Genomic DNA, 21,580 nt, shown 5'->3' with positions numbered 1-21,580 from the left:
GGGGGAGGATTTAAGCGATACCTCCATGACAGACACACCCAAGACTCCCCCCATGCGCGCCGCGATCATTCCGGTGACGCCGTTGCAGCAGAATTGCTCGCTGATCTGGTGCACCAAGACGATGAAGGGCGCGCTGGTCGATCCCGGTGGCGATCTCGACAAGCTGAAAGAGGGCGTGGCCAAGGCAGGGGTGACACTGGAAAAGCTGCTCGTCACGCATGGGCACCTCGATCATTGCGGGCAGACAGGGATGCTCGCGGACGAGCTGGGCCTGCCGATCGAAGGGCCGCATGAGGACGACCGTTTCTGGATCGCGCAGCTCGATGATGACGGCGCGCGCTGGGGGATGACGGCCAAGACATTCGAGCCGACGCGCTGGCTCAAGCATGGCGACACGGTGACGGTGGGCGAATTGACGCTCGACGTGATCCACTGCCCCGGCCACACTCCCGGCCACGTCGTGTTCTTCCATGAGCCGAGCCGCTTTGCCATCGTCGGCGACGTGCTGTTCCAGGGATCAATCGGACGGACGGACTTCCCCAAGGGCAATCATCAGGACCTGATCGATTCGATCACGCAGCGCCTGTGGCCGCTGGGCGAGGACGTGATGTTCATCCCCGGCCACGGCCCCACCAGCACCTTCGGCCGCGAGCGCAAGACCAATGCCTTTGTAAGCGATTACGCGCTTTCCTGATTTTTGCTCCGGCATCCGCCGGAGCGTCCTCGCTAGACGTGCTTCGCTGCGCTACGCACCCGCTGCGGGCGCGCGGTCGCGTTTGCGGCCCGCCTGCTGGCGGGCCATTGGGCGCGATGCACCTTCTTTCCTACATCACACCTGCGGCTACCAGCGCCGCCACCACGGCGAGGCCCAGCAGCGTCAGCATCGTCACCAGCGTGCCGATCATCCGGCCGATCTACATCGATCCGCCATCCATGCCGAAACCGTGCGCGATCCGGCCGAGGAAATAGACGGCAGCGACATATTGCAGCCACTGGCCACCCGCGCCCGCCAGCTCCACCGCGGCGATCAGGGCGAGGACAAACGGCGTGTTCTCGACAAAGTTCGCCTGTGCGCGCATCCGGCGCTCCAGCGGCTCGCTGCCACCGTCACCAACGCTGATTCCCGCCGCCCGGCGGATCGCGCCGATGCGGATCGACAGCCAGATGTTGAGAATGGCGGCAGCGGCGGCTGCGGACAAAGTGACAGGTAGCAGTGCAGTCATGGCGGATCCCCTCGATTGTATTTATTGCCGTCCACCTGCTTGGCGCGGGGTTACACCGCTTGCAACCTCCAATTTATTCGCTATAGCGCGCGGCTTCCCGCCACTATCGGCTTGGACGCATCGCATGGGGCTAAACCTTGTGCGGATCGCGGCCTTGCCCTAAGGGCGTTTTCGAAGAACCGGCGCGAAAACCCGCGCAAACACACGTTTTATTTGAGGAAGTGGCTCGGCCATGGCAGTCCCCAAGAGAAAAGTTTCCCCGTCACGTCGCGGCATGCGTCGTGCGCACGATTCGCTCCGCGTCGAAGCGTTCCATGAATGCTCCAACTGTGGCGAACTTAAGCGGCCGCACAACCTGTGCCCCGCTTGCGGCTATTACAATGGCCGTGAAGTGATCGCGCCCAAGGGCATCTGAAGCCAGATTAAAGAAGGATCGTAGCGCATGACTCTCCCGCGTATCGCTGTGGATGCGATGGGCGGCGATGAAGGCGTGCGCGTCATGATCGAAGGCGCCGCCATCGCTCGCCGCCAGCATGAGGACTTCCAGTTCCTGCTGGTGGGCGATCAGGCGCGAATCGAAGCCGCGCTGGAAAACCATCCCGGAATGCGCGGCGCGTCCGAAATCCTCCATTGCGAAGACGTGATCAGCGGCGACGAGCTTCCGTCGCGCGCGCTGCGCCGTGCCAAGACGACCAGCATGGGCCTTGCCGTCAATGCGGTGAAGGAAGGCCACGCCGGCGCCGCTGTCAGCGCGGGCAACACCGGCGCGCTGATGGCGATGAGCAAGATCGCCCTGCGCACCATGCCGGGGATCGATCGCCCCGCGCTCGCGGCACTGATGCCGACGCTCGAAGCGCATGACGTGGTGATGCTCGATCTGGGCGCCAACACCGACGCCGACGCGCGCAACCTCGTCCAGTTCGCGATCATGGGCGCGGCCTATTCGCGCATCGTCAACGGCTTTGAGCGGCCTGTGGTCCGCCTGCTCAACATCGGGACCGAGGAAATCAAGGGCACAGAGGCGCTGCGCGAAGCCGCTGCGACGCTGGCCGCCGCTTCCGCGCGCGAAGACGGCGGGCTGGCGCTGCAGTTCGACGGCTTTGTCGAAAGCGACAAGATCAACCGCGGCGAAACCCATGTCGTCGTGACCGACGGTTTTTCCGGCAATATCGCGCTGAAGGCGATCGAAGGTTCGGCGCGCTTCGTCACTGACCTGTTGCGCCAGGCCTTCACCAGCTCGCTGCGGTCGAAGATCGGGTTTCTGGTGTCACGCCCGGCAACCGAGCTGCTGCGGCACCATCTCGATCCGAACAACCACAATGGCGCGGTGTTCCTCGGCCTTAACGGCGTGGTGGTGAAAAGCCACGGCAGCGCCACGGCCAAGGGCGTCGCCAATGCTGTTGAGGTCGCGGCGCGCTTGCTCGAAAACAATCTGACCCAGCGCATTTCGCGCGACCTTGCCGAGCTGGGCGAGGATGCGTTGCGTTCCAATGGATCGACGTCTGCTGCGCCTGACGGGGACGAGAGCGGGGCGGCGGCGTGAGCGGTTCGCGGATCATCGGTTCCGGTTCGGCCTTGCCCGAACGGGTCGTGACCAATGCCGAGCTGGCCGAACAGATCGACACTTCGGACGAATGGATCGTCGAGCGCACCGGTATCCGCCAGCGCCACATCGCGGGCGAGGGCGAAACCACCTCGACGCTGGCGACGGCGGCGGCGCGCGCGGCGCTGGCCGATGCCGGGATTGACGCTAACGAGATCGACCTGATCGTGCTGGCAACCGCGACGCCCGACAACACATTCCCCGCAACCGCGACAAAGGTTCAGGCCGCGCTCGGCTGCAATGGAGGCATCGCCTTTGACGTCGCGGCGGTGTGTTCGGGGTTTCTCTACGCGCTGACGACTGCCGATTCGCTGCTGAAGACCGGCATGGCCAAGCGTGCGCTGGTGATCGGCGCGGAAACCTTCAGCCGAATCCTCGATTGGGAAGATCGCACCACCTGTGTGCTGTTCGGCGATGGCGCGGGGGCTATCGTGCTGGAGGCGGCGGGCGACAACGCACCGGGTACAGGCGTGCTCGCCAGCCGCCTGCACGCGGACGGCGCTCAGCATGATCTGCTCTATGTCGATGGCGGCCCGTCGACCACGCAAACCGTCGGCCGTCTGCGGATGAAGGGGCGCGAGGTGTTCCGCCACGCAGTCGTCAACCTTTCAAGCGTTCTCAATGAAGTGCTTGAAGACGCTGATATTTCGGCAAGCGAGATCGACTGGGTGGTGCCGCATCAGGCGAATGCGCGCATTCTGGATGCCACTGCGAAAAAGCTCGGCATCCCGGCTGAAAAGGTGATTGTCACGGTCCAGTCCCACGCCAACACGTCGGCTGCGTCGGTACCGCTGGCCTATGACACCGCGCGCAAGGACGGACGGATCAAGGATGGCGATCTGGTGATGTTCGAAGCCATGGGTGGCGGCTTCACCTGGGGGGCGTGCCTCGCCCGGATTTAATCCGTAATTGCGCGGATATGTGCAGAAAATGCGCGCCTGTGGCATAGCGCGTTGCGAAATTTCCAGAAATTTCATACACTCAACCCAGGCAACGGGTCGCGTTGTTACAAGGAGGGATGGGTATGATGCGTTCGGTGGGCACGCTTACCCGCGCCGATCTGGCAGAAGCGATCAACCGCAAGATGGGTTTCAGCCGGGCAGAATCGCTCGATCTGGTCGAAGCCATCCTCGACAAGATGATCGCGGCGCTCGAACGGGGCGAAAAAGTCAAGATTTCGGGCTTTGGCAGCTTCGTCTTGCGCGACAAGAACGAACGCATCGGCCGCAATCCCAAGACAGGCGTCGAAGTGCCGATCACCCCGCGCCGGGTGATGACGTTCCGCGCCAGCCAATTGCTCAAGGAAAAGATCGCCAAGGGCGATTGACGCAGGGCAGGGTAGCCGATGATCGACTTCAACGATGGCAAGGATCGCAGCGCGTTTCGCACCATTGGCGAAGTGAGCGAGGCGCTTGGCATCAAACCGCACGTCCTGCGTTACTGGGAACAGCAGTTTTCGCTGCTCAAACCCCTGAAACGCAGCGGCGGGCGGCGCCATTACCGTCCCAGCGATGTCGAGATGGTCGAGAAGATCAACCGGCTGGTCAACGAAGAAGGATACACCCTCAAAGGTGCCGAGGCAGTGCTGCGTTCGGCGGGCGGTGGCGAGCATGATCGGCGCAAGGGTGATCGCCGTTCGGGTGATCGCCGCTCCACCGAAAGCCCGCAGGGCGAACCACAGGCCGCTGCTTCTGCACCTTCCGCTCCAGCGGCAGTCCCGCAAGAAACCATCGCCAAACTGAAACAGATCCGCGCCCGCCTGGCCAAGGCGGTGGAGGCTTAGGGCGAACGAGATGACTATTTCAGGTTGCGGCAAGCGCGAGCCAAAGCCGTTGTGCGTTATCCCGTTTGCCGAACAACCTCCAAGTCTCTTCACCAACCTTCTGTGCGATGGGGTCACGGCTGAGAACGTACCCGACTTTGCGGCCTTGCTGGCGCTTCGCACGCGACTGGCAAAAGTGCATCCAAATTTGCGCGTCCTGACTACGCTCGATGATCCGGATCAGGCTGCCTACACATCGGGGCACGGAATCATGAAACACGGGCTCGATGACACCGAGGGTCATGACCTTTCCGCGCTAGGCCCCGAATGTTTCGACGATGGCGAGCATTGTGGGTTCCTCACCACGCCGGCCGAATTTCCGATCCGCCTCGCCAATCTCAAGGCACATGCCGCCGGCACTTCCTTCGACGATGCATGCGGCATGCTGTACTGGGAAGGGGGAGCGGAGGATGGACCGATCTTTCCCGACACGGTGATGTTCGAACCCGATGCGGCGCTCTGGCGTGGCAACAAGAATGAGGCCTTTGTTCAGTTCGTGCCAGTCGACGCAGCCAGCGATGCGCTCGCGGCCTTTCCCAAGGGCTATTTCACCTGCGACCTCACCCCGTTGCAGAACTATGCCGTGGCGCGGCATCTTGAAGAATATCACGGCATGGCGCTGTTCGGAGTAGGGGCGAGCTATCTTGGATTCGTCCGCGACGCCGTGCTTGCTGCCGATGAAGCGGGCGCGCTCGCTGCCGACCTAGTGAAGCTTTATCAGGAAGCACCAGAGGATGCGGCGTCGCGGTTGGCCGATGCGCTTACCGGCAAGGACTGGCTGCTGCTGCGTTATTCCGAAAGTTGAGCGTCACTCCGCCGCCATCAGTGCGGCTTCGCCAAGGTCCACGCTGACAAGGCGCGAGACGCCTTTTTCTGCCATTGTCACCCCGAACAGGCGGTGCATCCGGCTCATCGTCACGGCGTTGTGGGTGACGATGAGGTAGCGTGTCTGAGTCGTCTGCACCATCGAATCGAGCAGGTCGCAGAAGCGTTCGACATTGGCATCGTCCAAGGGCGCGTCGACTTCGTCGAGCACGCAGATCGGCGCGGGATTGGTCAGGAACAGGCCAAAGATCAGCGCCGTCGCGGTCAGTGCCTGTTCGCCGCCCGACAGCAGCGAAAGCGATTGCAGCCGCTTGCCCGGCGGCTGGGCATAGATTTCGAGCCCCGCCTCCAGCGGATCATCCGAATCGACCAGCGCCAGATGCGCCTGCCCACCCTGGAACAGGCGGGTGAACAGCACGCGGAAATGGCCGTCGACTTCCTCGAATGCGGCGCGCAGCCGTTCACGACCTTCGCGGTTGAGATTGCCGATGGAGGCGCGCAGCCGTGCCACAGCCTCGGTCAGTTCGGCCTGTTCGGAGGCGTTCGCGCCGTGCTCTTCCTCGACCCGCGCAAGTTCCTCTGCGGCGACGAGATTGACCGGCCCGATCCGTTCGCGGCTGGCGATCAGGCGCTCCATTTGCTCCGATTCTTCGGCTTCGGGGCGGATGTCGTCCTCGGCAAAGCCGAACCGTTCGGCGAGCAAAGGCGGGGGGCACTGGAAGCGATCACCCGAAAGGCGCGCCATTTCGCTGCGGCGGGCTTCCTGGCTTTCGGCGCGGGCGACCAGCGTGGCCCGGCCTTCGCGGGCCACGGCGAGCGCTTCCTGCGCATCGGCCAGCGCCCGGTCAGCCTTGGTGGCCGCCTGCTGGCAACGATCCATTTCCGCCTGCGCCGCCTCCAGTTCCTGCGTCAGCCGCGCGCGCACCGCGTCACCCTGTTCGATCTCGGCCATCAGGGCGGCGGGCTTGGCCGCGATCACGGCGCGCTCTTCCTCGATCTCCTCAAGCCGCCGCGCGGCCTGCGCCACCCGGTTTGCCGCTTCGCCCGAGCGCGATTTCCAGTTGGAGTGATCGGCCTGCTGCGCCGCCAGCCTTTCGCGTGATACGGCAAGGCTCTGATCATGCGCGGCGAGTTCGGCAAGGGTCGCCTGCACCGCCGATTTGGCCGCCTCGTGCCGGGCCTGAGCCGCTTCAAGCGCGGCGCGACCGGCGTCGGGCGCGGGCAGGGCGGACCTTGCTTCCTGAGCGGCGGTGAGATCATGCTTCGCCGCGCCGAGTTGCTCGTCCACCTCAAGCGATTGTGCCGACAATTCCTCAAGCCGCGTGGCGATCCGTTCGCGCGCCGCCTCTGCCTGATCGAGCCGCCGCAGCGCACCGCGTTCGGCCTCGATCGCGGCGGCGACTTCGCGTTCCTGCGCCACCAGCGCGGTCTGTAGCGCCGCCAGTTCCTCGCGCGCACTGCGCTCCTCGCTCTCCGCCAGCGCAGCCGCGCCTCGCAGATCGGGCAATTCGTTTTCGAGATCGGCGAGGCGGTTGGCCGCTTCGAGCCGTGCTGCCTCGGCAGAACCTTCGCCGCGCGCGACAAAGCCGTCCCACCGGCGCAGATGCCCGCCTTTCGTCACCAGCCATTCGCCCGGGCCAAGCGTGCGCCCGTCGTCGCTGTCGGCACAATGCACCAGCGCAAGCCGCGCGCGCAGTTCATCGGGGCAATCGGTCACGTGATCGAGCAGGCTGTCCGCCACCGCTGCAGGGGCCGCGCCGCCTGTCCAGAACCGCCCTTCGCCCGCGTCGCCCGGCATGCCGAGCGGCGATTTCGCATCGCGTCCCAGAACGGCGGCGATGGCACGTTCATAACCCTTTGCCACGCGCACCTTGTCGAGCGCGGCGGGCAGGCCGGCGCGGGATTTCGCGCTCTTTTCGCGGGCATCGCGATCGCGCACGAGCGCGGTGTATTCGCGTTCGATCCCGGCGAGTTCGGCGCGCGCCGTGGCAAGGCGGGAGGAGGCTTCGTCGCGCGCGGTCTGAAGCTCGCCCTTGCGCGCCTGGTCTTCTTCCAGCCGGGCGCGCAGACGGGCGACTTCGCGGGCGGCGTCTTCGGATGCTTCGCGCGCTTCGGCAACGGCCTGTTCGGTGTCTTCTGCCCCTTCCAGCTCGCTGCGGGTGGCGGCGATCCGTTCGGCCTCGCGGGCAAGACGGGCGAGCCGGGCTTCGGCCTGTTCGATCGCGGCTTCCGCCACGCGCCATTCGGCTTCGACCCCGGCATGATCGGCCGTCGCCTTGGCCAGCGCGAGTTCGGCGCTGCGGCTGGCGCGTTCGGCGTTCTCGGCAGCATTGGCGAGGGCGGGGCGCTCCGCTTCTGCCTCGGTCACGCGGGTGCGCGATGCGGCGAGTTCGCGCTCGAGCCGGGCCAGCGCTTCGGCGGCGTCATGGGTCAGCCGGTCAGCGGCGATCCGGTCTTCCTCCAGCCGGGTGCGCTGACGCTCCAGATCGGACAGCCGCGCCTCTGCCGCTTTGAGCTTTTCCGAAAGCGCGGCCATGCGGTGTCCATGGGCGCTTGCATCGTCGCGGCGATCGGCCAGTTCTTCGCGCGCGTCGGCCAGCGCGGCGGCGGCTTCGGCCTGCTGTTTCTGCGCCGCATCGGTTGCGGCCTTGGCATCGTTGACGCGGGTTTCGGAGGCCTGAGCGGCCTCGCGTGCCTGCTGCGCTGCCGCCGCCGCATCGCGCCAGCGTGCGAACACCAGCCGGGCTTCGGCGTGCTGAATTTCCTGCGTCAGCTTGGTGTAGCGTTCGGCCTGTTTCGCCTGCCGCCTGAGCGAGGCGATCTGCGAATCGAGCCCCGCCATCAGGTCTTCGAGCCGTTCGAGGTTCTTTTCGGTAGAGCGCAGCTTGCTTTCGGCATCTTTGCGCCGGACATGCAGGCCCGCGATCCCCGCCGCTTCTTCGAGCATCATGCGCCGTTCGGCGGGCTTGGCGGCGATCACCTGAGCGATCTTGCCTTGTGAAACCAGCGCCGGGGAATGCGCGCCGGTGGCGGCATCGGCGAATGTAAGCGCCACGTCCTTCGCGCGCACGTCGCGCCCGTTGACGCGGTAGGCGCTGCCCGCCCCACGCTCGATCCGGCGGGTGACGACCAGTTCTTCATCCGCATCGTCGCGCGCGTGCAGCACCACTTCGGCAAAGGCGCGGGCCGGGCGGCTGTCAGTCCCGGCGAAGATCACGTCTTCCATCCCGCCCGACCGCATCGACTTGGCCGAGGTTTCCCCCATGACCCAGCGAATCGCTTCGAGCAGGTTGGATTTGCCGCAGCCATTGGGGCCGACCACCCCCGTCAGGCCCGGTTCGATGCGCAGTTCAGCCGGCTCTACAAAGCTCTTGAAACCAGAGAGTTTGAGCCGGTTGATCTGCATGGGTGTGCCGCGTGTCCCGCCTTATTCCTGCCGCGCGCCGGCGCGTTGCAGCAAGGGTTCGATATCCTTCCAGGTGTTCACGTCGAGCTTGCGATCGTTGAGCAGGAAGGTGGGTGTGGCGTTGATGCCCAGTTCCTCTGCCTGAGCGGAGGAATTGTTGGCGATGGCCTCGATTTTCTCGGCATCGGCAAGGCAGGCGCGCTGCTGATCGGCGGAAAGCCCGCGGGCGGCGAAGAATTCGATCAGTCCGGCTGCCTGCGCAATCTGCACGAAACGCTGTTCGAGCGGCATGTTGCCGGCGGCTTCGTAGGCGGCGCCGTTCTGGTTCACCGCGGCAAAGGTCTGTTCGAGGTTCTGCCATGCCTGATCGGACAGCACCTGCATCTGTTCCTTCTGCCCGCAACGCACCAGCGTCGCGATGGTCAGGTCGATCGGGTCGCGCACCAGATTGCGCTGTTCGAAGCTGACGATGCCGGTGGCGACATATTCCTTGATCCCCGGCTTGCCCGTCATCGCGAAATTCGCGCAGGCGCCGCAGGTGTGCGAGGCGTATTCGACCAGCTTCAGCGGTGCTTCGGGATTGCCCAGCACATAGCCATCCTGTTCGCTGACGGTGACGGTATCGCCCCAATTGGTGCCGTCAGGCGCAGGGATGGCGGCAATCGCATCGCCGCTTTCGACATCGCCTTCTTCCCCGCCGCAGGCTGCCAGTGCCAGCGCAAGCGGAGCCGCGAGCGAGAATTTGAAGAGGTTGCGGGTCGGTTTCATGTCCAAGGAATCCTTTGGTCGAAGCTGAAAGACTATACGCAGACACCCGGCTATCGGAAGGCGCCGGGCAAAGCGCTTGTGCAAAACGCGGGGATTGATGTGAGAATCGTCAGGTCACGATACAGCGCGGGCCTTCTGTCTCAAGCCTATTCCTGCGTATTTCCGGGGCGGAAGCGTTCGGCAAGCACCGGGTAGAGCGCGGCCCAATTGTGGACATTGGTGAGCAATTGTCCGTCGAGCGCGAAGCTGGGGGTGCCCGCCACCGCGAATTCGGCGCGGTCGGCATTGCCGTTGCGGATCAGCGCCAGCGCCGCCGCATCATCGGCAAGACAGGTGTTGATATCGACCCGAGACACGCCGCGTTCGGCAAGCATGTCGTCAAGGTCGAGCGCGCTGGCCATGCTGGCGCGCGCCGCCTTGTCTCCGCGAGCCCACAGCGCCTGCTGCGATTGCGGGGCGTTCTGTGCCTTGCCCAGCCAATCGGCCTGCCGGGTCATGTACATGCGGTGCCGGTCCTTGAAATCCTCAGTCCCACCGCACTGCACCAGCATCGAAACGGTCAGATCGATGGCGTTGCGGATCACGGGCCGCACCTCCACCGTCATGTGGCCGGGTGCGAGCAGCGCCAGATCAAGCGCGCCTTCGCCTTCGCGGGTGAAGGCCGCGCAATGGCCGCAGGTGTAGCTGATGAATTCGATCAGGGCGGCATCGGCATCGGGCCTGCCGATGCGGAAACCGCGCTCGGTGCGTTCGACATTGGCGTGCCAGGTCGCGCGGCGGCCATCACCGACAAAGGCGCTGCCGGGGTTGGAAAGCTCGGTCTGGCCGTTGCTCGCCCCCTCCAGAGCGGTTTGCTGCGCCGCTGCGGGGATCGCGATCATGCTTGCCGCGGCAAGGAAACCCCAGAACTTCATCTTCAATTCTCGTCCTTCTTTTCCTGTTCCCCAAGGCTGCGCGCGAGCGATTCCAACACCGTGCGCAGCTCCGGATCGCCGATATCGCGCAAGGAATCGCCGAGTTCCATAGGGATCGGCTTGAGCGAGGGCGGCGGTTTGGGGCGTTCTTCAGCATTGGGCGGCTTAACCGCACCTTGCCGGATCTTCACCCGAGCCACCGCCTTGTAGCCGAAAAAGCGGTTCACCCGCTCCATGATTTCCGGGATCACCTGCTGGATCAGCGGGGCATGCGCCGGGCTGACGACCAGTTGCAATATGCCGTCGGATTTCTCGCCGGGAGGAAACCGGATCGCTTCGGGCGCGCAGACGCGGGCATGGGTGGGGCCGACGATTTCGGGCCAGCGGGTGACGACAGAGCTTTGCACGAAGCCGAAACGGCGAAACGCGGTGCGGCCGATTTCGGGCATGAGATCGCCAATCGCCTTCGCACCCGTCCCACGCGGCCTCTCATAAGGTTTGGCCGTCTTGCGCGGGCGGCTCTTGCCGGATGGTTTTTCGCTGTCGCTTCCCATTTCGCCGCGACCCATGCCATAGGCGCGGCGTGACTGCCAGCATCTCCGATCTGCTTCTCCAGTGGTATGACAGCCACGCCCGCGCTCTGCCGTGGCGCAATCCCCCCGGCGCGTCGCCACCGAATGATCCCGCGTGGCCCTATCGCGTGTGGCTGTCCGAAGTGATGCTGCAACAGACGACCGTGGCCGCGGTGAAACCCTATTTCGAGAAATTCACCGCCCGTTGGCCCACGGTGTTCGATCTTGCGCAGGCGAGCGATGACGAGGTCATGGCGGCGTGGGCGGGGCTGGGGTATTATTCGCGCGCCCGCAATCTGGTGAAGTGTGCGCGCGAAGTGGCGCGGCGCGGCGGCTTTCCCGATACCGAAGCGGATTTGCGCGAACTGCCGGGGCTGGGCGCCTACACCGCCGCGGCGATTGCCGCGATCGGTTTTGGCCGGCGGGCGGTGGTGGTCGATGCCAATGTCGAACGGGTGGTGGCAAGGCTGTTCGCAATCGAAGAACCGCTGCCCGCCGCGCGCAAGCCCATTCGCGAACGGGCCGGGGAAATCACTCCCGAGAGCCGCGCGGGGGATTTCGCGCAGGCAATGATGGACCTCGGTTCACAGGTCTGCACCACCAAGGCGCCGCGCTGCCTGCTGTGTCCGCTTTCGGCCATGTGCGAAGGTCGCAAGGCGGGAGAGCCGGAGCGCCTGCCGCTCAAGCCGCCGAAAAAGGCCAAACCCGAACGCGTGGGCACAGCCTATTGGATCGAGCGCGATGAACGCGTCTGGATAGTCACAAGGCCGGGTGAAGGCATGTTGGGCGGTATGCGCGCGCTGCCTGATGACGGGTGGAGCGCGCAGGGTGATGGTTCCGGATCAGCACCCGTCAGCGGAGAACCGCAGGCTCTTGGCGCGGTGCGGCACACCTTCACCCATGCGCATCTGACGCTTTCGGTGGTGCGGATTGCCACGCAGGATACTCCGCCGGGCGAGGGCGAGTGGTGGCCGCTCGACCGGATCGGGGACGCCGGTCTGCCGACCCTTTTCGCCAAGGCTGCGCGGCTGGCGTTGGCGGAGCGTTAGATCAAGCCGCCGCCAATCGAGAGGCGCACGACCGCGATCAGGAACACGATCAGGCAGAAGTTGCGCCCGCCATCACTCGACGACAATGCGCCGAAGATGATGCCGACCACGATCAGCGGCAGCGCCAGCCAGTTGCCCCAGCCCAGAAACGGGATGGTCGAAGGGATGACGATGACGAGCGACACAAGCCCGAAGATGTATGCGAGTAGATTTCCCATGTGTGTTATATGGGTAAAACAGTCGGGCGATTCAAGTCTCTTTTAACCACCCGATTGACGCTTCGCGTCGGGTCGATCACACAGGCGTCAACCGAGTCCCCCCTCTAGAGAGAGAAATCATGTCCATCAGCATCTCCACACCTGCCGATCTGTCGCGCCGCGCGCTGTTTCGCACAGGCGCATACGCCGCCGCAGGTGCGGCGCTGGCCACGCTGCCGTTCGGGCGGGGCCTGCTGGCCCATGATGTAAGCGAGGCATGGCCGAATGTCGCTGCGCTCGCAAAACGTTATCTTGATGAGCGCAAGGTCGCCAACATGCTCCTCACCTTTGGTTGGGGCCAGAACGACATGGCGCACACCGTCGGCGGCGGCACCCTGGGGCTGAACAGCAGCGTCGAAGTGAACGAAGACACGCTGTACCGCATCTATTCGATGTCAAAGCCCATCACCGGCATGGCGACGATGATGCTGATCGACGACGGGCTGATCGGGCTGGACACGCCGCTGCATGAAATCATGCCCGCATTCCGCGACATGCAGGTTCTGGTCGATCCCGAAGGCCCGCTGGAGGATACCGTCCCGGCAGAACGCCCGATCACCATCCGGCAATTGCTCACGCACACTGCGGGCATCGGCTACACCATCGTGTCCAAGGGGCCGCTGCTCGATGCCTATGTCGAAAACGGGATCGTCGGCGGCCGTGTCAGCCGCACGCCCATTCCCGGCGTTCCCAACCCGGTTCCCGCGCCCGGTCTGGAAGTCTGGGCGGATCGCCTTGCCACCTTGCCGCTGATGTACCAGCCGGCAACCAAGTGGAGCTATTCGAACAGCATCGACCTGCTTGGCCGCGTGATCGAAGTTGTCTCGGGCATGGAGTTCGAGGCATTCCTGAAAGCGCGCCTCTTCGATCCGCTGGGGATGGAGAGCACATGGATGACCGTTCCCGAAAGCGAAAAGACCCGGCTGACCGACAATTACGGCATTGCCTTTGGCACTGTCCTTCCGCTCGATCCGGCGTCGAACTCGATCTATCTCGACCCGCCCAAGGTGCCTTCGGGTGGCGGCGGTCTTGTCTCAAGCCCCAAGGATTACGACCGTTTCCTGCGCATGCTGCTGGGCTTTGGCGAGCTTGATGGCGAGCGGGTGATGAGCGAACAGGCGGTGCGCGTCGGCACGTCGGACCTGATCCCAGGCACTGTCGATCTCACCGGATCGTGGATGGTCGGGCAGGGGCATGGCGCAGGCGGGCGCAGCGTCAACGGCACATTCGGCTGGGGCGGCGCGGCGGGTACGCTGGGCGCTGTCGATTTCAACCTCGGCCTGCGCACCGCGCTGTGGACGCAATACATGCCGAGCGACGCCTATCCGATCCGCGACGAATATCTCGCCGCGCTGGAGGCTGATCTTGCCGCCATGCGTCAGCAGGATCATTCGCGCCACGCCGCCTGATGAGCAATCCCGCCCAATCCGAACCCATCGCCTTTGCCGGTTCGCCGATAGACCGTGCGGACAATATCCGCATGGACCCGCAGGCGCTCGGCAATCTGATGAACTGGCGTGCCCGGGTGCTCAATCTCGACGGGCTGTTGCCCGAATTCGACGATGACGGGCGGCTCTTGTGGCAAACGCTCGCCGATGTCCCCGAGGATGCCGAGCTGGTGTTTCTGGGCATGCTCGATGACAAGGCGCATTTCGCGCCAGTTCCTCCTGCCGGATCGACCAGCCCGGCGATGCCGCGCGCATGGCAGGTGATGCAGATGCTCCAGCCGGAGGACCTGGCGATCTATGGCGGGGCGAAATCGCTGGTCGACTGGCACGCCCGCCATCAGTTCTGCGCCCAATGCGGTTCGCGTACGCGCATCGCCAAGGGCGGCTGGCAGCGCAATTGCCTTCCCGATGAAGGGGGCTGCGGTGCGCAGCATTTCCCGCGCACCGATCCTGTCACGATCATGCTGGTAGAGCACGAGGGCAGGCTGCTGCTGGGCCGCCAGCCGCGCTTTCCGCCGCGGATGTATTCGGCACTGGCCGGGTTCGTGGAGCCGGGCGAGACAATCGAGGAAGCCGTCGCGCGCGAAGTCGAGGAAGAGGCCGGGGTGCGCGTGCGCGATGTCCAGTACATCTCCAGCCAGCCATGGCCGTTCCCCAGCCAGTTGATGATCGGCTGCTATTCGGTTGCTGATAGCGATCAGCTCGATATCGACCGGACCGAGCTCGACGATGCGCGCTGGTTTACCCGCGAGGAATTGGAAGAGGCGCGGGCGGCAGGGCCGGGCGGCAATGACCAACTGATCTTCCCGCAGAAATTCGCGATCGCCCATCACCTTATCGCATGGTGGCTAGACCGATGACACAGACACTTACCATCGACATCTATTCCGACGTCATGTGCCCGTGGTGCGCGATCGGATACGGCCAGCTGACCAAGGCGCTGGAGGCTCTCGACGGCGAGATCGCGGCGCAGGTGCGCTGGCGCCCGTTCGAACTCAATCCCGACATGCCCGCCGAGGGCGAGGGGCAGGAAGAACATCTGCAGCGCAAATATGGCCGCTCCGCCGAAGAGGGCGCGAAAGTGCGCGGCCAGATGAAAGCGATTGCCGAAAGCGCAGGGGTTTCGCTAGCATATGAAGGCGAGGGGGAGGCGCCCCCGGCGATGATGTGGAACACCCGCGATTGCCACAAGCTGCTGGGCTTTGCGCTGGAGGAAGCCGGGCCGCAGGTGCAGACGCAGTTGAAGCTCGCCCTGTTCGAAGCGCATTTCAACCACCGCAAGCCCTTGAACCAACGCGAAGTGCTGCTCGACATCGCCGCCGGCGTCGGCCTGCACCGCGAAGCGGCCAAGGCGGCATTGGACGACGAAGCGCTCGAAGCGCGGGTGATCGCAGAGGAGCGGCAGGCGTGGGATATGAACATCTCCGGCGTTCCGGCGATGATCATCAACGGGAAATTCCTGGTCCCCGGCGCGCAAGGGCCGGAAACCTATGTCAACGTGCTGCGTAGAGTGGTTGAAAAGAGCAACGCGGCCGCAGGGGGCTAGACGCGCCGCAACGGGGGCATCATGCAAAGCATTATCGTATTCATCGTCGTGACCATCATTGCATTCGCCTTTGGCACGGCGGCGGGATGGGACAGCGTGCAGGTGGCGGGCTATTCCGCTTTCTTCCTGTGCACGGTCATCGCCATGGTCGTGAACTGGCTGGTGTTCATCCCTTCGGCCATCGCCAAGTCGGACAAGTTCTATGACACCACCGGCGCGATCACCTATCTGACCGTCACCGCCTTTGCCTGCTGGGCGGCGATCACTGCGCTGGGTTCGCTCGACACGCGCGCCATCGTGCTGGCGGCGATGGTGGCAATCTGGTGCGTGCGGCTGGGCAGTTTCCTGTTCATCCGTATCCACGCGATGGGCGGAACCGACAGCCGTTTCGAGAAGATCAAGGTCAATCCCTCGCGCTTTCTGGTCGCATGGACGCTGCAAGGGCTGTGGGTGATCCTGACGGCTTCGGCCGCGCTGGTGGCGATCACTTCGCCCGATCCGCAGCCGATTGGCGCGTTCTTCTGGATCGGCGCGGCGGTCTGGCTTCTGGGCATCACCTTCGAAGCGGTGGCCGACGCGCAGAAAAGCAAGTTCAAGGCCGATCCCGCGAACAAGGGCAAATTCATCGACACCGGCCTGTGGCGCTGGTCGCGCCATCCCAACTATTTCGGTGAAATCACCCTGTGGACGGGCATTCTGATCATCGCGATCCCGGTGCTTTCGGGCCTGTCGTGGCTGGTGGTGATTTCCCCGATCTTCGTCACCCTGCTGCTGACGAAGGTGAGCGGTATCAACCTTCAGGACAAGCAGGCAAAGGAACGCTGGGGCGATGATCCGGCCTATCAGGAATACCGCCGCAACACCCCGGCGCTGATCCCGCGCCCGCCAAAGGGTTGATGGAACCTTCGCCAAATTGCGGGGTTCAAGTTACCGGAACTGAACGATATATTCCCCCCAACGCCATTCAGGAGCCGAACCGATGATCCGCACTGCCAACCTTCGACTGATCGCCATCGCCGCGCCCGCCATGCTGCTGGCCGCTTGCGGAGGCGAGGCCGCCGATGCTCCGACCGAAGCGGCCCCTGCGGGTGGGGTTCCGGCGGAGATCAAGGAACGCCACGACAATTTCGAAGCGATCAGCGACAGCTTCAAGGTGATCCGCACCCAGTTGGAAGGCGATGCCGACATGGCCGCAATCGAAGCGGCTGCAATCGACATCAACGAGCGCGCGCAGCGCATTTCCGGCCTGTTCCCTGAAGGCACCAGCGTCGAAGCCGGTTATGACACCGAAGCTTTGGCAACGATCTGGGAAAAGCCCGAGGAATTCGAAGCCGCGACGCAAAAGCTGATCGAGGAAAGCGCCAAGATGGTTGAGCTGGCCAAGGCGGGCGATGCCGCTGCGGTTGGCGAGCAGGTCAAGGCGCTGGGTGGTTCGTGCAAGAACTGCCACGACAGCTTCCGCCTCGACGACGATTGATCGGATCGGGGCCCGGCGCATGGCCACCAAGACCGAGCCGGTAGCGATCTGGGACTGGCCGGTGCGCGTCGTGCACTGGTCTTTCGTCCTGATCCTCCCCGCGATGTGGCTCACTGCCGAAAATTCGGCATGGGGCTGGCACATGCGACTGGGCCACGTGCTGCTGGGCCTGGTCATCTTCCGCCTGCTTTGGGGATTTCTCGGCACCGACACCGCGCGTTTCGCCACATTCGTGAAAGGGCCGAAGCATCTGCTCGCCTATTTCAAGGGCGACCATGACCATCAGCGTGAAATCGGGCACAACCCGCTGGGCGCGCTGGCGGTGCTGGGCCTGCTCACGCTGCCGCTGGTGCAGATCGTCATGGGCCTGTTCGCAGGCGATCCCTATGACGGGGCGACAGGGCCGCTCAACAGCCTCGTCAGCGTCGGGACAGCCGATGCGCTCACCGAAACGCACGAATGGTTCGTCTATGTCGTGTTCGCGATGATCGGCCTGCATATCGCGGCGGTTGCGATCTATGCGGGCGCGCTGATGCAGAACCTTGTCGGGGCAATGGTGACGGGCAAGGGCGAGAAGGCCGCGGGGACGAAAGGCAATTCCGCGCCCTCGACCGGCAGGTTCCTGATCGCGCTGACAATCGCTGTCGCGCTGCCCTTGTGGATTTACGCTGGCGCGCCGCCGCTGACCTAGGCGCCTAGACCAGCCCCAGCTTCTCCAGCTTTGCCGCAAGTTTCCCCGGCAGCGCGTCGCCGATGTCTTCACCCTCTGCCAGGTCGCGCGGAGGCTCACCTTTCAGGTAGCGCCAGCCCTGATGCGCGCGCTTGGGGCGGGGTTGCACCCGGATCAGTTCAGGTTCCAGCTCGATCCGCCAGCGCCCGGCGTCGGTCTGGGAAAACCCCTTGATCACCGAACGCGCGACGATGCTGTGCTGGTGGATCCAGTACAGCGACCCGCCGATGCATTGTTCCCATTTGGTCGGCCGGTACTTGGTCGTCAGAAACGGCGCGCGGCCGCCCGCGTACCAGCTTTCGATATCGGCATAACTTGTTGCGCCAAACGCGATCTTGGTTAGGTGGAGGGGCATGCGAGCAATCTAGGGAGTGCGCAGGAGATTGCGAGCAGCTTCTCGCGACATTCCCCAAGCTAGAGCGGCGCCAGTCCTGCCGCCACTGCCAAGCCGAGGAAGGCGAGGAAGCCCATCGAATCCGTGATCATCGTCACGAACACACTGGAAGCGACCGCAGGGTCCTGTCCCACGCGCTCGAACGCGACGGGGACAAGCACTCCGGCAAGCCCCGACACCGCGATGTTGACGACCATCGCGAGCGCGATCACCGCGCCCATCTGCCAGCCGAACAGCACGCCTGCGGCAATCCCGATCAGCACTGCGACAGTCACCCCGTTGAGCAGCGCGACGCGCAATTCGCGGCTGACGATGCGCCAGGTGTTTGCCCGCGTCAGCTGGTTGGTGGCAATCGCGCGCACCGCAACCGCCATTGTCTGCGTGCCGGCATTGCCGCCGATGCTGGCGACAATCGGCATCAGCACGGCAAGCGCCACCAATTGTTCGATCGCCGCGCCAAAGAAAGCGATGATGGCCGATGCGACCACCGCCGTGCCTAGGTTCGCGATCAGCCAGCGCACGCGGGCGGTATAGGCTTCGCGGATCGGTTCGTTGATGTCGCCATCGCCCACACCCGAAAGCAGCAGTGCGTCCTCGCCTGCCTCTTCGGAGATGATGTGGACGATATCATCCACCGTCATCTGGCCGACCAGCCGCCCGCTTTCGTCCACCACCGCGGCAGAGATCAGCGCGTATTTCTGGAACATCAGCGCGACCTCTTCCTGATCCATCGTCACCGGGATCAGCGTCTGGTCGCGTTTCATCACGTCGGTCAGCCGGACATTACGCGGAGTGGTAAGGATCCAGTTGAGCGCGCAGGTGCCGACGGGGTGATGCGCGGCGTCGATCACGAAGACTTCGTGGAAATCATGTTCCAGATCGCCATGTTCACGCAGGTAATCGATCAGGTCGCCCACGGTCAGATGTTCGGGCACCGCCATCACGTGGCGGCTCATCAGACGGCCCGCGGTCTCCTCCGGATAGGCCAGCGCGCTTTCCACCGCGGCCTGCGTTTCCGGGTCGAGCTCGGCGATGATCGCTTTCTGGTCGTCTTCGTCGAGGTCTTCGAGCAGCTGGACGGCGTCGTCGGTTTCGAGCTGTTCGGCGATCGAGGCGACCGCCTCTGCCGGCAGCGCCTCCATCATCGCCTCGCGGACGTGATCGTTCAGCTCGGCGACCACTTCGACCGTCATAAGGTCGGTGATGGCGGCGGCCAGCAGCGCGCGATCCTCGCGGTCGGTCAGCTCGATAAGGTCGGCGATGTCGGCGGGGTGGAGCGGTTCGACAAGGTCATAGACCGCGCCCTTGTCCCCGTCCTCCAGCGCGTCGCGCACTGCCGCGATGTAACGCGGCTTCAGCCGGTTTTCCTCGTCGTGGCGCTCGTCATCGATCCGGTCGTCCGGGCGCACGTCATCCTCCGCCGTGTCGACGGGGAGGGTTTTCTCATCAAGTGCGGCAGGATCGACCATGGCTGCGAGGGTTTAGGTAAGCGAATATGAAAAGCAAGCGGGTGACACGGCGGCTCAAGCCATTATAGCGGCTTTCAAACCAAATCAGGAGAATACCCAATGGCAGACAAGCTCACTTTCACGCTCGACACTGGCGATGGCGAAGGCAAGGATGTGGTGATCGCCCTGCGTCCCGATCTTGCACCGGGCCATGTCGCGCGCATCACCGAGCTTGCGAGCGAAGGGTTTTATGACGGCGTGGTGTTCCACCGCGTGATTTCGGGCTTCATGGCGCAGGGCGGCGATCCGACCGGCACCGGCATGGGCGGCAGCGACAAGCCCGATCTGAAGGCCGAGTTCAACTCCGCACCGCATGTCGAAGGCACCTGCTCGATGGCGCGCGCCGCCAATCCCGACAGCGCCAATTCGCAGTTCTTCATCTGCTTCGAAGACGCACGCTTCCTTGACGGTCAGTATACCGTTTGGGGCCAGGTCGAGAGCGGGATGGAACACGTCCACGCCCTGCCCAAGGGCGAACCGCCGCGTTCGCCGGGCAAGATCATCAAGGCTACTGTGGGCTGATAGCAGCCCAGCCTTGGGAGTTTTACGGGTGATGCCGCGCCGGGTCGCACTTGCGCTTTGCCTGCTGCTACTCGGCGGCTGCGTCACCTATCCCGACATTTCGCAATCGCGCTCGCCCTGCCGCAATGAGCCGGGCGGGTGGTGTGCTTTCGTACGCGATGCGGCGGTGGAGGCGTGGCCTTATGCGGTTGCGGCGACCAATGCCTATACCGGCGATGATGACCTGTTCACCGATGACGGGCCGCTGCTTGAACAGCTTGAGCGCCTGCCGATTGCCGAGGAGGACGCGGACAAGGGGTTTGGCTACGAAATCTTCGCCCAATACGCGCCCGGCAGCGATGGCGATCCGGGGCGCAAGCCGGTGGCGCGGATCATGGCGTTTCGTGGCACCGATTTCGACGGCTTCACCGACATTTTCTACGGCACGCTGCGCAGCGACCAGATCGAGATCGCGCTGCGATATTTCGAGGCCGAGCGCGAGCGCTGGGGCAGTGATCCGCAATGGGTCGTCACCGGCCATTCGCTGGGCGGGGCGCTGGCGACGGAGGTTTCGATCAAATACCCCGAAGTGCGCGCCTACATGTTCAACACATCGCCATTCTATGCCGGTGATGCGATGACCAATGACGTGCAGCGCACCGTCTTCAACGAAAGGGGCGAAGTGCTGCGCCGCTTTGCCCGTTTCGATGTCGATCCGGCGGCGGAGGTGTTCACGGTGAATTGCGGGCCGCAGAACAGTTCCTTCACCAAGCACAAGGTGCGCCCGCTGGCCGATTGCGTCACCTGGATTGCGGCCTATGGCAGCGACGATGCGTTAAGCGTGGTGCAGGCCAATTCCGTTCCCAAGCCGATGGTGGAGTGCGGCCCCGCGGACAGGGTGCATCCGGGCCGGAGCATCCGCCAGCTTGAGCCTTGCGTGCATCAGGCGCGGCGCGAGGAAGAACAGCGGCGCGATTGAACCCGCGCAGCGACGGCTGACTATTCGTCCTCAGCTTTCGAAAGGGTGTAACGGCCCGGTTCGCCCGGCCCCTCGGCACTGCGATACACTTCGGTCCGCACAAGAGTGCCATCGCCGCGCATGGCCCAGTCGAGCGTGAACGCATGGCTTTCACCGTCGTCCAGCCCGGTGATGTCGCGAAAGGCAAAGGCGATCTGGCCATCCTCACCCGGCGTGGATTCCAGCCTCGGTTGGTTGCCTTGCGGGCAATAGTGGGTGGCGATCACGTGGCCGCCATCAAGATGATAGACCGTCATCGAATGCAGCCCGCTCGCGGTTTCCCAGCGTTCGACCACCGTCTTGCCGCGCGCGGTGATTTCGAACACGATTTGCAGCGCATCCGTTTCGGCGACTTTCCAGCGACCTTCCCATGACGCGATCTCGGCAAACTGCTGTTCGGCGGATGGCGGTGCATCGTCATGGGCCAGCACCGGCGATGCGGCGGCGAGAAGGGCGAGGGCGGAAAGCGCGGGCTTGATCATGCCGCCTTGATGCCATGACTGCCGGAACAAGCAAGTG

25 protein-coding genes are annotated in these 21,580 nt (G+C 64.2%); 16 read left to right on the top strand and 9 right to left on the bottom strand.

The annotated features are described in order from the left end of the window. Window positions 1–25: 25 nt before the first annotated feature. Entirely contained in the window at window positions 26–694 is a 669-nt protein-coding gene (locus L1K66_RS12690; protein ID WP_330221233.1) for an MBL fold metallo-hydrolase, read from the top strand. A 220-nt stretch (window positions 695–914) separates the two neighbouring features. On the opposite strand, the gene L1K66_RS12685 is transcribed toward L1K66_RS12690, so the two are convergent. Next, window positions 915–1,223 (bottom strand): MAPEG family protein, encoded by a 309-nt coding sequence (locus L1K66_RS12685; RefSeq protein WP_330221232.1) that lies wholly within the window; start codon window positions 1,221–1,223, stop codon window positions 915–917. Window positions 1,224–1,455: 232 nt separating this feature from the next. Between L1K66_RS12685 and rpmF the strand changes: the two genes are divergently transcribed. The 6 genes from rpmF to L1K66_RS12655 all read left to right on the top strand — a co-directional run bounded on the left by rpmF (window position 1,456) and on the right by L1K66_RS12655 (window position 5,453). Beyond that, entirely contained in the window at window positions 1,456–1,638 is a 183-nt protein-coding gene (gene rpmF / locus L1K66_RS12680; protein WP_252258196.1) for a 50S ribosomal protein L32, read from the top strand. Between the two features lie 27 nt (window positions 1,639–1,665). Continuing rightward, window positions 1,666–2,766 carry a phosphate acyltransferase PlsX gene (gene plsX / locus L1K66_RS12675; protein WP_252258195.1) on the top strand — a complete coding sequence of 367 codons (1,101 nt, stop codon included), beginning with the start codon at window positions 1,666–1,668 and terminating at the stop codon, window positions 2,764–2,766. Then, complete coding sequence (locus L1K66_RS12670) at window positions 2,763–3,728, top strand: beta-ketoacyl-ACP synthase III (protein ID WP_252258194.1); 966 nt, start codon at window positions 2,763–2,765, stop codon at window positions 3,726–3,728. The genes plsX and L1K66_RS12670 overlap by 4 nt, the downstream gene beginning before the upstream one ends. A 122-nt stretch (window positions 3,729–3,850) precedes the next feature. After that, the gene (locus L1K66_RS12665) at window positions 3,851–4,153 is read left to right on the top strand and encodes an integration host factor subunit alpha (protein WP_252258193.1); all 303 of its coding nucleotides are present in this window, start codon (window positions 3,851–3,853) and stop codon (window positions 4,151–4,153) included. An 18-nt stretch (window positions 4,154–4,171) separates the two neighbouring features. Further along, window positions 4,172–4,609 (top strand): MerR family transcriptional regulator, encoded by a 438-nt coding sequence (locus tag L1K66_RS12660; protein ID WP_252258192.1) that lies wholly within the window; start codon window positions 4,172–4,174, stop codon window positions 4,607–4,609. A 10-nt stretch (window positions 4,610–4,619) separates the two neighbouring features. Next, window positions 4,620–5,453 (top strand): hypothetical protein, encoded by an 834-nt coding sequence (locus tag L1K66_RS12655; RefSeq protein WP_252258191.1) that lies wholly within the window; start codon window positions 4,620–4,622, stop codon window positions 5,451–5,453. Between the two features lie 3 nt (window positions 5,454–5,456). Here L1K66_RS12655 and L1K66_RS12650 read toward each other — a convergent pair whose 3' ends face one another. The 4 genes from L1K66_RS12650 to L1K66_RS12635 all read right to left on the bottom strand — a co-directional run bounded on the left by L1K66_RS12650 (window position 5,457) and on the right by L1K66_RS12635 (window position 11,115). Continuing rightward, a complete protein-coding gene (locus L1K66_RS12650; RefSeq protein WP_252258190.1) occupies window positions 5,457–8,879 on the bottom strand; it encodes an AAA family ATPase in 3,423 nt (1,140 codons plus the stop codon). 21 nt (window positions 8,880–8,900) lie between these two features. Further along, window positions 8,901–9,647: a thioredoxin domain-containing protein gene (locus L1K66_RS12645; RefSeq protein ID WP_252258189.1), complete on the bottom strand. Its 747-nt coding sequence runs from the start codon at window positions 9,645–9,647 to the stop codon at window positions 8,901–8,903. A 146-nt stretch (window positions 9,648–9,793) separates the two neighbouring features. Beyond that, complete coding sequence (locus L1K66_RS12640) at window positions 9,794–10,561, bottom strand: DsbA family protein (RefSeq protein ID WP_252258188.1); 768 nt, start codon at window positions 10,559–10,561, stop codon at window positions 9,794–9,796. A gap of 2 nt (window positions 10,562–10,563) precedes the next feature. Next, a complete protein-coding gene (locus L1K66_RS12635; protein ID WP_252258187.1) occupies window positions 10,564–11,115 on the bottom strand; it encodes a DUF721 domain-containing protein in 552 nt (183 codons plus the stop codon). A 29-nt stretch (window positions 11,116–11,144) separates the two neighbouring features. Between L1K66_RS12635 and L1K66_RS12630 the strand changes: the two genes are divergently transcribed. Then, the gene (locus tag L1K66_RS12630; protein ID WP_252258186.1) at window positions 11,145–12,182 is read left to right on the top strand and encodes an A/G-specific adenine glycosylase; all 1,038 of its coding nucleotides are present in this window, start codon (window positions 11,145–11,147) and stop codon (window positions 12,180–12,182) included. Here L1K66_RS12630 and L1K66_RS12625 read toward each other — a convergent pair. Further along, window positions 12,179–12,400: a hypothetical protein gene (locus L1K66_RS12625; protein WP_252258185.1), complete on the bottom strand. Its 222-nt coding sequence runs from the start codon at window positions 12,398–12,400 to the stop codon at window positions 12,179–12,181. The genes L1K66_RS12630 and L1K66_RS12625 overlap by 4 nt on opposite strands. Before the next feature lie 119 nt (window positions 12,401–12,519). Here L1K66_RS12625 and L1K66_RS12620 point away from each other — a divergent pair, with 119 nt between their 5' ends. The 6 genes from L1K66_RS12620 (at window position 12,520) to L1K66_RS12595 (ending at window position 17,601) form a co-directional block, all read left to right on the top strand. Further along, window positions 12,520–13,848 carry a serine hydrolase domain-containing protein gene (locus L1K66_RS12620; protein WP_252258184.1) on the top strand — a complete coding sequence of 443 codons (1,329 nt, stop codon included), beginning with the start codon at window positions 12,520–12,522 and terminating at the stop codon, window positions 13,846–13,848. Then, window positions 13,848–14,747, top strand: coding sequence for an NAD(+) diphosphatase (nudC, locus tag L1K66_RS12615; protein WP_252258183.1), 900 nt, complete (start codon window positions 13,848–13,850; stop codon window positions 14,745–14,747). The genes L1K66_RS12620 and nudC overlap by 1 nt, the downstream gene beginning before the upstream one ends. Then, a complete protein-coding gene (locus L1K66_RS12610; protein WP_252258182.1) occupies window positions 14,744–15,433 on the top strand; it encodes a DsbA family oxidoreductase in 690 nt (229 codons plus the stop codon). Before nudC ends, L1K66_RS12610 begins: the two co-directional genes overlap by 4 nt. A gap of 21 nt (window positions 15,434–15,454) precedes the next feature. Further along, on the top strand, window positions 15,455–16,330 hold the full coding sequence (locus L1K66_RS12605) for a DUF1295 domain-containing protein (RefSeq protein ID WP_252258181.1): 876 nt from the start codon (window positions 15,455–15,457) through the stop codon (window positions 16,328–16,330). An 82-nt stretch (window positions 16,331–16,412) separates the two neighbouring features. Then, a complete protein-coding gene (locus L1K66_RS12600; RefSeq protein WP_252258180.1) occupies window positions 16,413–16,910 on the top strand; it encodes a c-type cytochrome in 498 nt (165 codons plus the stop codon). 19 nt (window positions 16,911–16,929) lie between these two features. Further along, complete coding sequence (locus L1K66_RS12595; RefSeq protein ID WP_252258179.1) at window positions 16,930–17,601, top strand: cytochrome b/b6 domain-containing protein; 672 nt, start codon at window positions 16,930–16,932, stop codon at window positions 17,599–17,601. A 4-nt stretch (window positions 17,602–17,605) separates the two neighbouring features. Here the strand turns inward: L1K66_RS12595 and L1K66_RS12590 are convergent, their stop codons facing one another. Both L1K66_RS12590 and mgtE read right to left on the bottom strand, forming a co-directional pair. Then, window positions 17,606–17,995: a DUF1489 family protein gene (locus tag L1K66_RS12590; RefSeq protein ID WP_252258178.1), complete on the bottom strand. Its 390-nt coding sequence runs from the start codon at window positions 17,993–17,995 to the stop codon at window positions 17,606–17,608. A 59-nt stretch (window positions 17,996–18,054) separates the two neighbouring features. Continuing rightward, complete coding sequence (mgtE, locus tag L1K66_RS12585; protein ID WP_252258177.1) at window positions 18,055–19,503, bottom strand: magnesium transporter; 1,449 nt, start codon at window positions 19,501–19,503, stop codon at window positions 18,055–18,057. A gap of 99 nt (window positions 19,504–19,602) precedes the next feature. Here mgtE and L1K66_RS12580 point away from each other — a divergent pair, with 99 nt between their 5' ends. Together L1K66_RS12580 and L1K66_RS12575 are read left to right on the top strand one after the other, a co-directional pair. Further along, entirely contained in the window at window positions 19,603–20,064 is a 462-nt protein-coding gene (locus tag L1K66_RS12580) for a peptidylprolyl isomerase (RefSeq protein WP_252258176.1), read from the top strand. Window positions 20,065–20,095: 31 nt separating this feature from the next. Next, entirely contained in the window at window positions 20,096–21,022 is a 927-nt protein-coding gene (locus tag L1K66_RS12575; protein WP_252258175.1) for an alpha/beta hydrolase family protein, read from the top strand. A 20-nt stretch (window positions 21,023–21,042) separates the two neighbouring features. On the opposite strand, the gene L1K66_RS12570 is transcribed toward L1K66_RS12575, so the two are convergent. Then, window positions 21,043–21,543 (bottom strand): hypothetical protein, encoded by a 501-nt coding sequence (locus L1K66_RS12570; RefSeq protein WP_252258174.1) that lies wholly within the window; start codon window positions 21,541–21,543, stop codon window positions 21,043–21,045. Window positions 21,544–21,580: the final 37 nt, after the last annotated feature.

This window comes from Erythrobacter aurantius (genome assembly GCF_023823125.1).
Classification (GTDB): Bacteria; Pseudomonadota; Alphaproteobacteria; order Sphingomonadales; family Sphingomonadaceae; genus Erythrobacter; species Erythrobacter aurantius.
Note: the sequence above shows the minus strand (reverse complement) of the source record. Positions and strands in the feature narration are given on the sequence as shown.

Coding starts and splice junctions, on each gene's coding strand:
- rpmF (WP_252258196.1), top strand. CDS start 1,456: ATGGCAGTCCCCAAGAGAAAAGTTTCCCCGTCACGTCGCGGCATGCGT.
- L1K66_RS12645 (WP_252258189.1), bottom strand. CDS start 9,647: ATGAAACCGACCCGCAACCTCTTCAAATTCTCGCTCGCGGCTCCGCTT.
- L1K66_RS12575 (WP_252258175.1), top strand. CDS start 20,096: ATGCCGCGCCGGGTCGCACTTGCGCTTTGCCTGCTGCTACTCGGCGGC.
- mgtE (WP_252258177.1), bottom strand. CDS start 19,503: ATGGTCGATCCTGCCGCACTTGATGAGAAAACCCTCCCCGTCGACACG.
- L1K66_RS12640 (WP_252258188.1), bottom strand. CDS start 10,561: ATGAAGTTCTGGGGTTTCCTTGCCGCGGCAAGCATGATCGCGATCCCC.
- L1K66_RS12635 (WP_252258187.1), bottom strand. CDS start 11,115: ATGGGAAGCGACAGCGAAAAACCATCCGGCAAGAGCCGCCCGCGCAAG.
- L1K66_RS12620 (WP_252258184.1), top strand. CDS start 12,520: ATGTCCATCAGCATCTCCACACCTGCCGATCTGTCGCGCCGCGCGCTG.
- L1K66_RS12655 (WP_252258191.1), top strand. CDS start 4,620: ATGACTATTTCAGGTTGCGGCAAGCGCGAGCCAAAGCCGTTGTGCGTT.
- L1K66_RS12660 (WP_252258192.1), top strand. CDS start 4,172: ATGATCGACTTCAACGATGGCAAGGATCGCAGCGCGTTTCGCACCATT.
- L1K66_RS12580 (WP_252258176.1), top strand. CDS start 19,603: ATGGCAGACAAGCTCACTTTCACGCTCGACACTGGCGATGGCGAAGGC.
- L1K66_RS12570 (WP_252258174.1), bottom strand. CDS start 21,543: ATGATCAAGCCCGCGCTTTCCGCCCTCGCCCTTCTCGCCGCCGCATCG.
- L1K66_RS12690 (WP_330221233.1), top strand. CDS start 26: ATGACAGACACACCCAAGACTCCCCCCATGCGCGCCGCGATCATTCCG.
- L1K66_RS12595 (WP_252258179.1), top strand. CDS start 16,930: ATGGCCACCAAGACCGAGCCGGTAGCGATCTGGGACTGGCCGGTGCGC.
- nudC (WP_252258183.1), top strand. CDS start 13,848: ATGAGCAATCCCGCCCAATCCGAACCCATCGCCTTTGCCGGTTCGCCG.
- L1K66_RS12625 (WP_252258185.1), bottom strand. CDS start 12,400: ATGGGAAATCTACTCGCATACATCTTCGGGCTTGTGTCGCTCGTCATC.
- L1K66_RS12590 (WP_252258178.1), bottom strand. CDS start 17,995: ATGCCCCTCCACCTAACCAAGATCGCGTTTGGCGCAACAAGTTATGCC.
- plsX (WP_252258195.1), top strand. CDS start 1,666: ATGACTCTCCCGCGTATCGCTGTGGATGCGATGGGCGGCGATGAAGGC.
- L1K66_RS12600 (WP_252258180.1), top strand. CDS start 16,413: ATGATCCGCACTGCCAACCTTCGACTGATCGCCATCGCCGCGCCCGCC.
- L1K66_RS12605 (WP_252258181.1), top strand. CDS start 15,455: ATGCAAAGCATTATCGTATTCATCGTCGTGACCATCATTGCATTCGCC.
- L1K66_RS12610 (WP_252258182.1), top strand. CDS start 14,744: ATGACACAGACACTTACCATCGACATCTATTCCGACGTCATGTGCCCG.
- L1K66_RS12650 (WP_252258190.1), bottom strand. CDS start 8,879: ATGCAGATCAACCGGCTCAAACTCTCTGGTTTCAAGAGCTTTGTAGAG.
- L1K66_RS12685 (WP_330221232.1), bottom strand. CDS start 1,223: ATGACTGCACTGCTACCTGTCACTTTGTCCGCAGCCGCCGCTGCCGCC.
- L1K66_RS12665 (WP_252258193.1), top strand. CDS start 3,851: ATGATGCGTTCGGTGGGCACGCTTACCCGCGCCGATCTGGCAGAAGCG.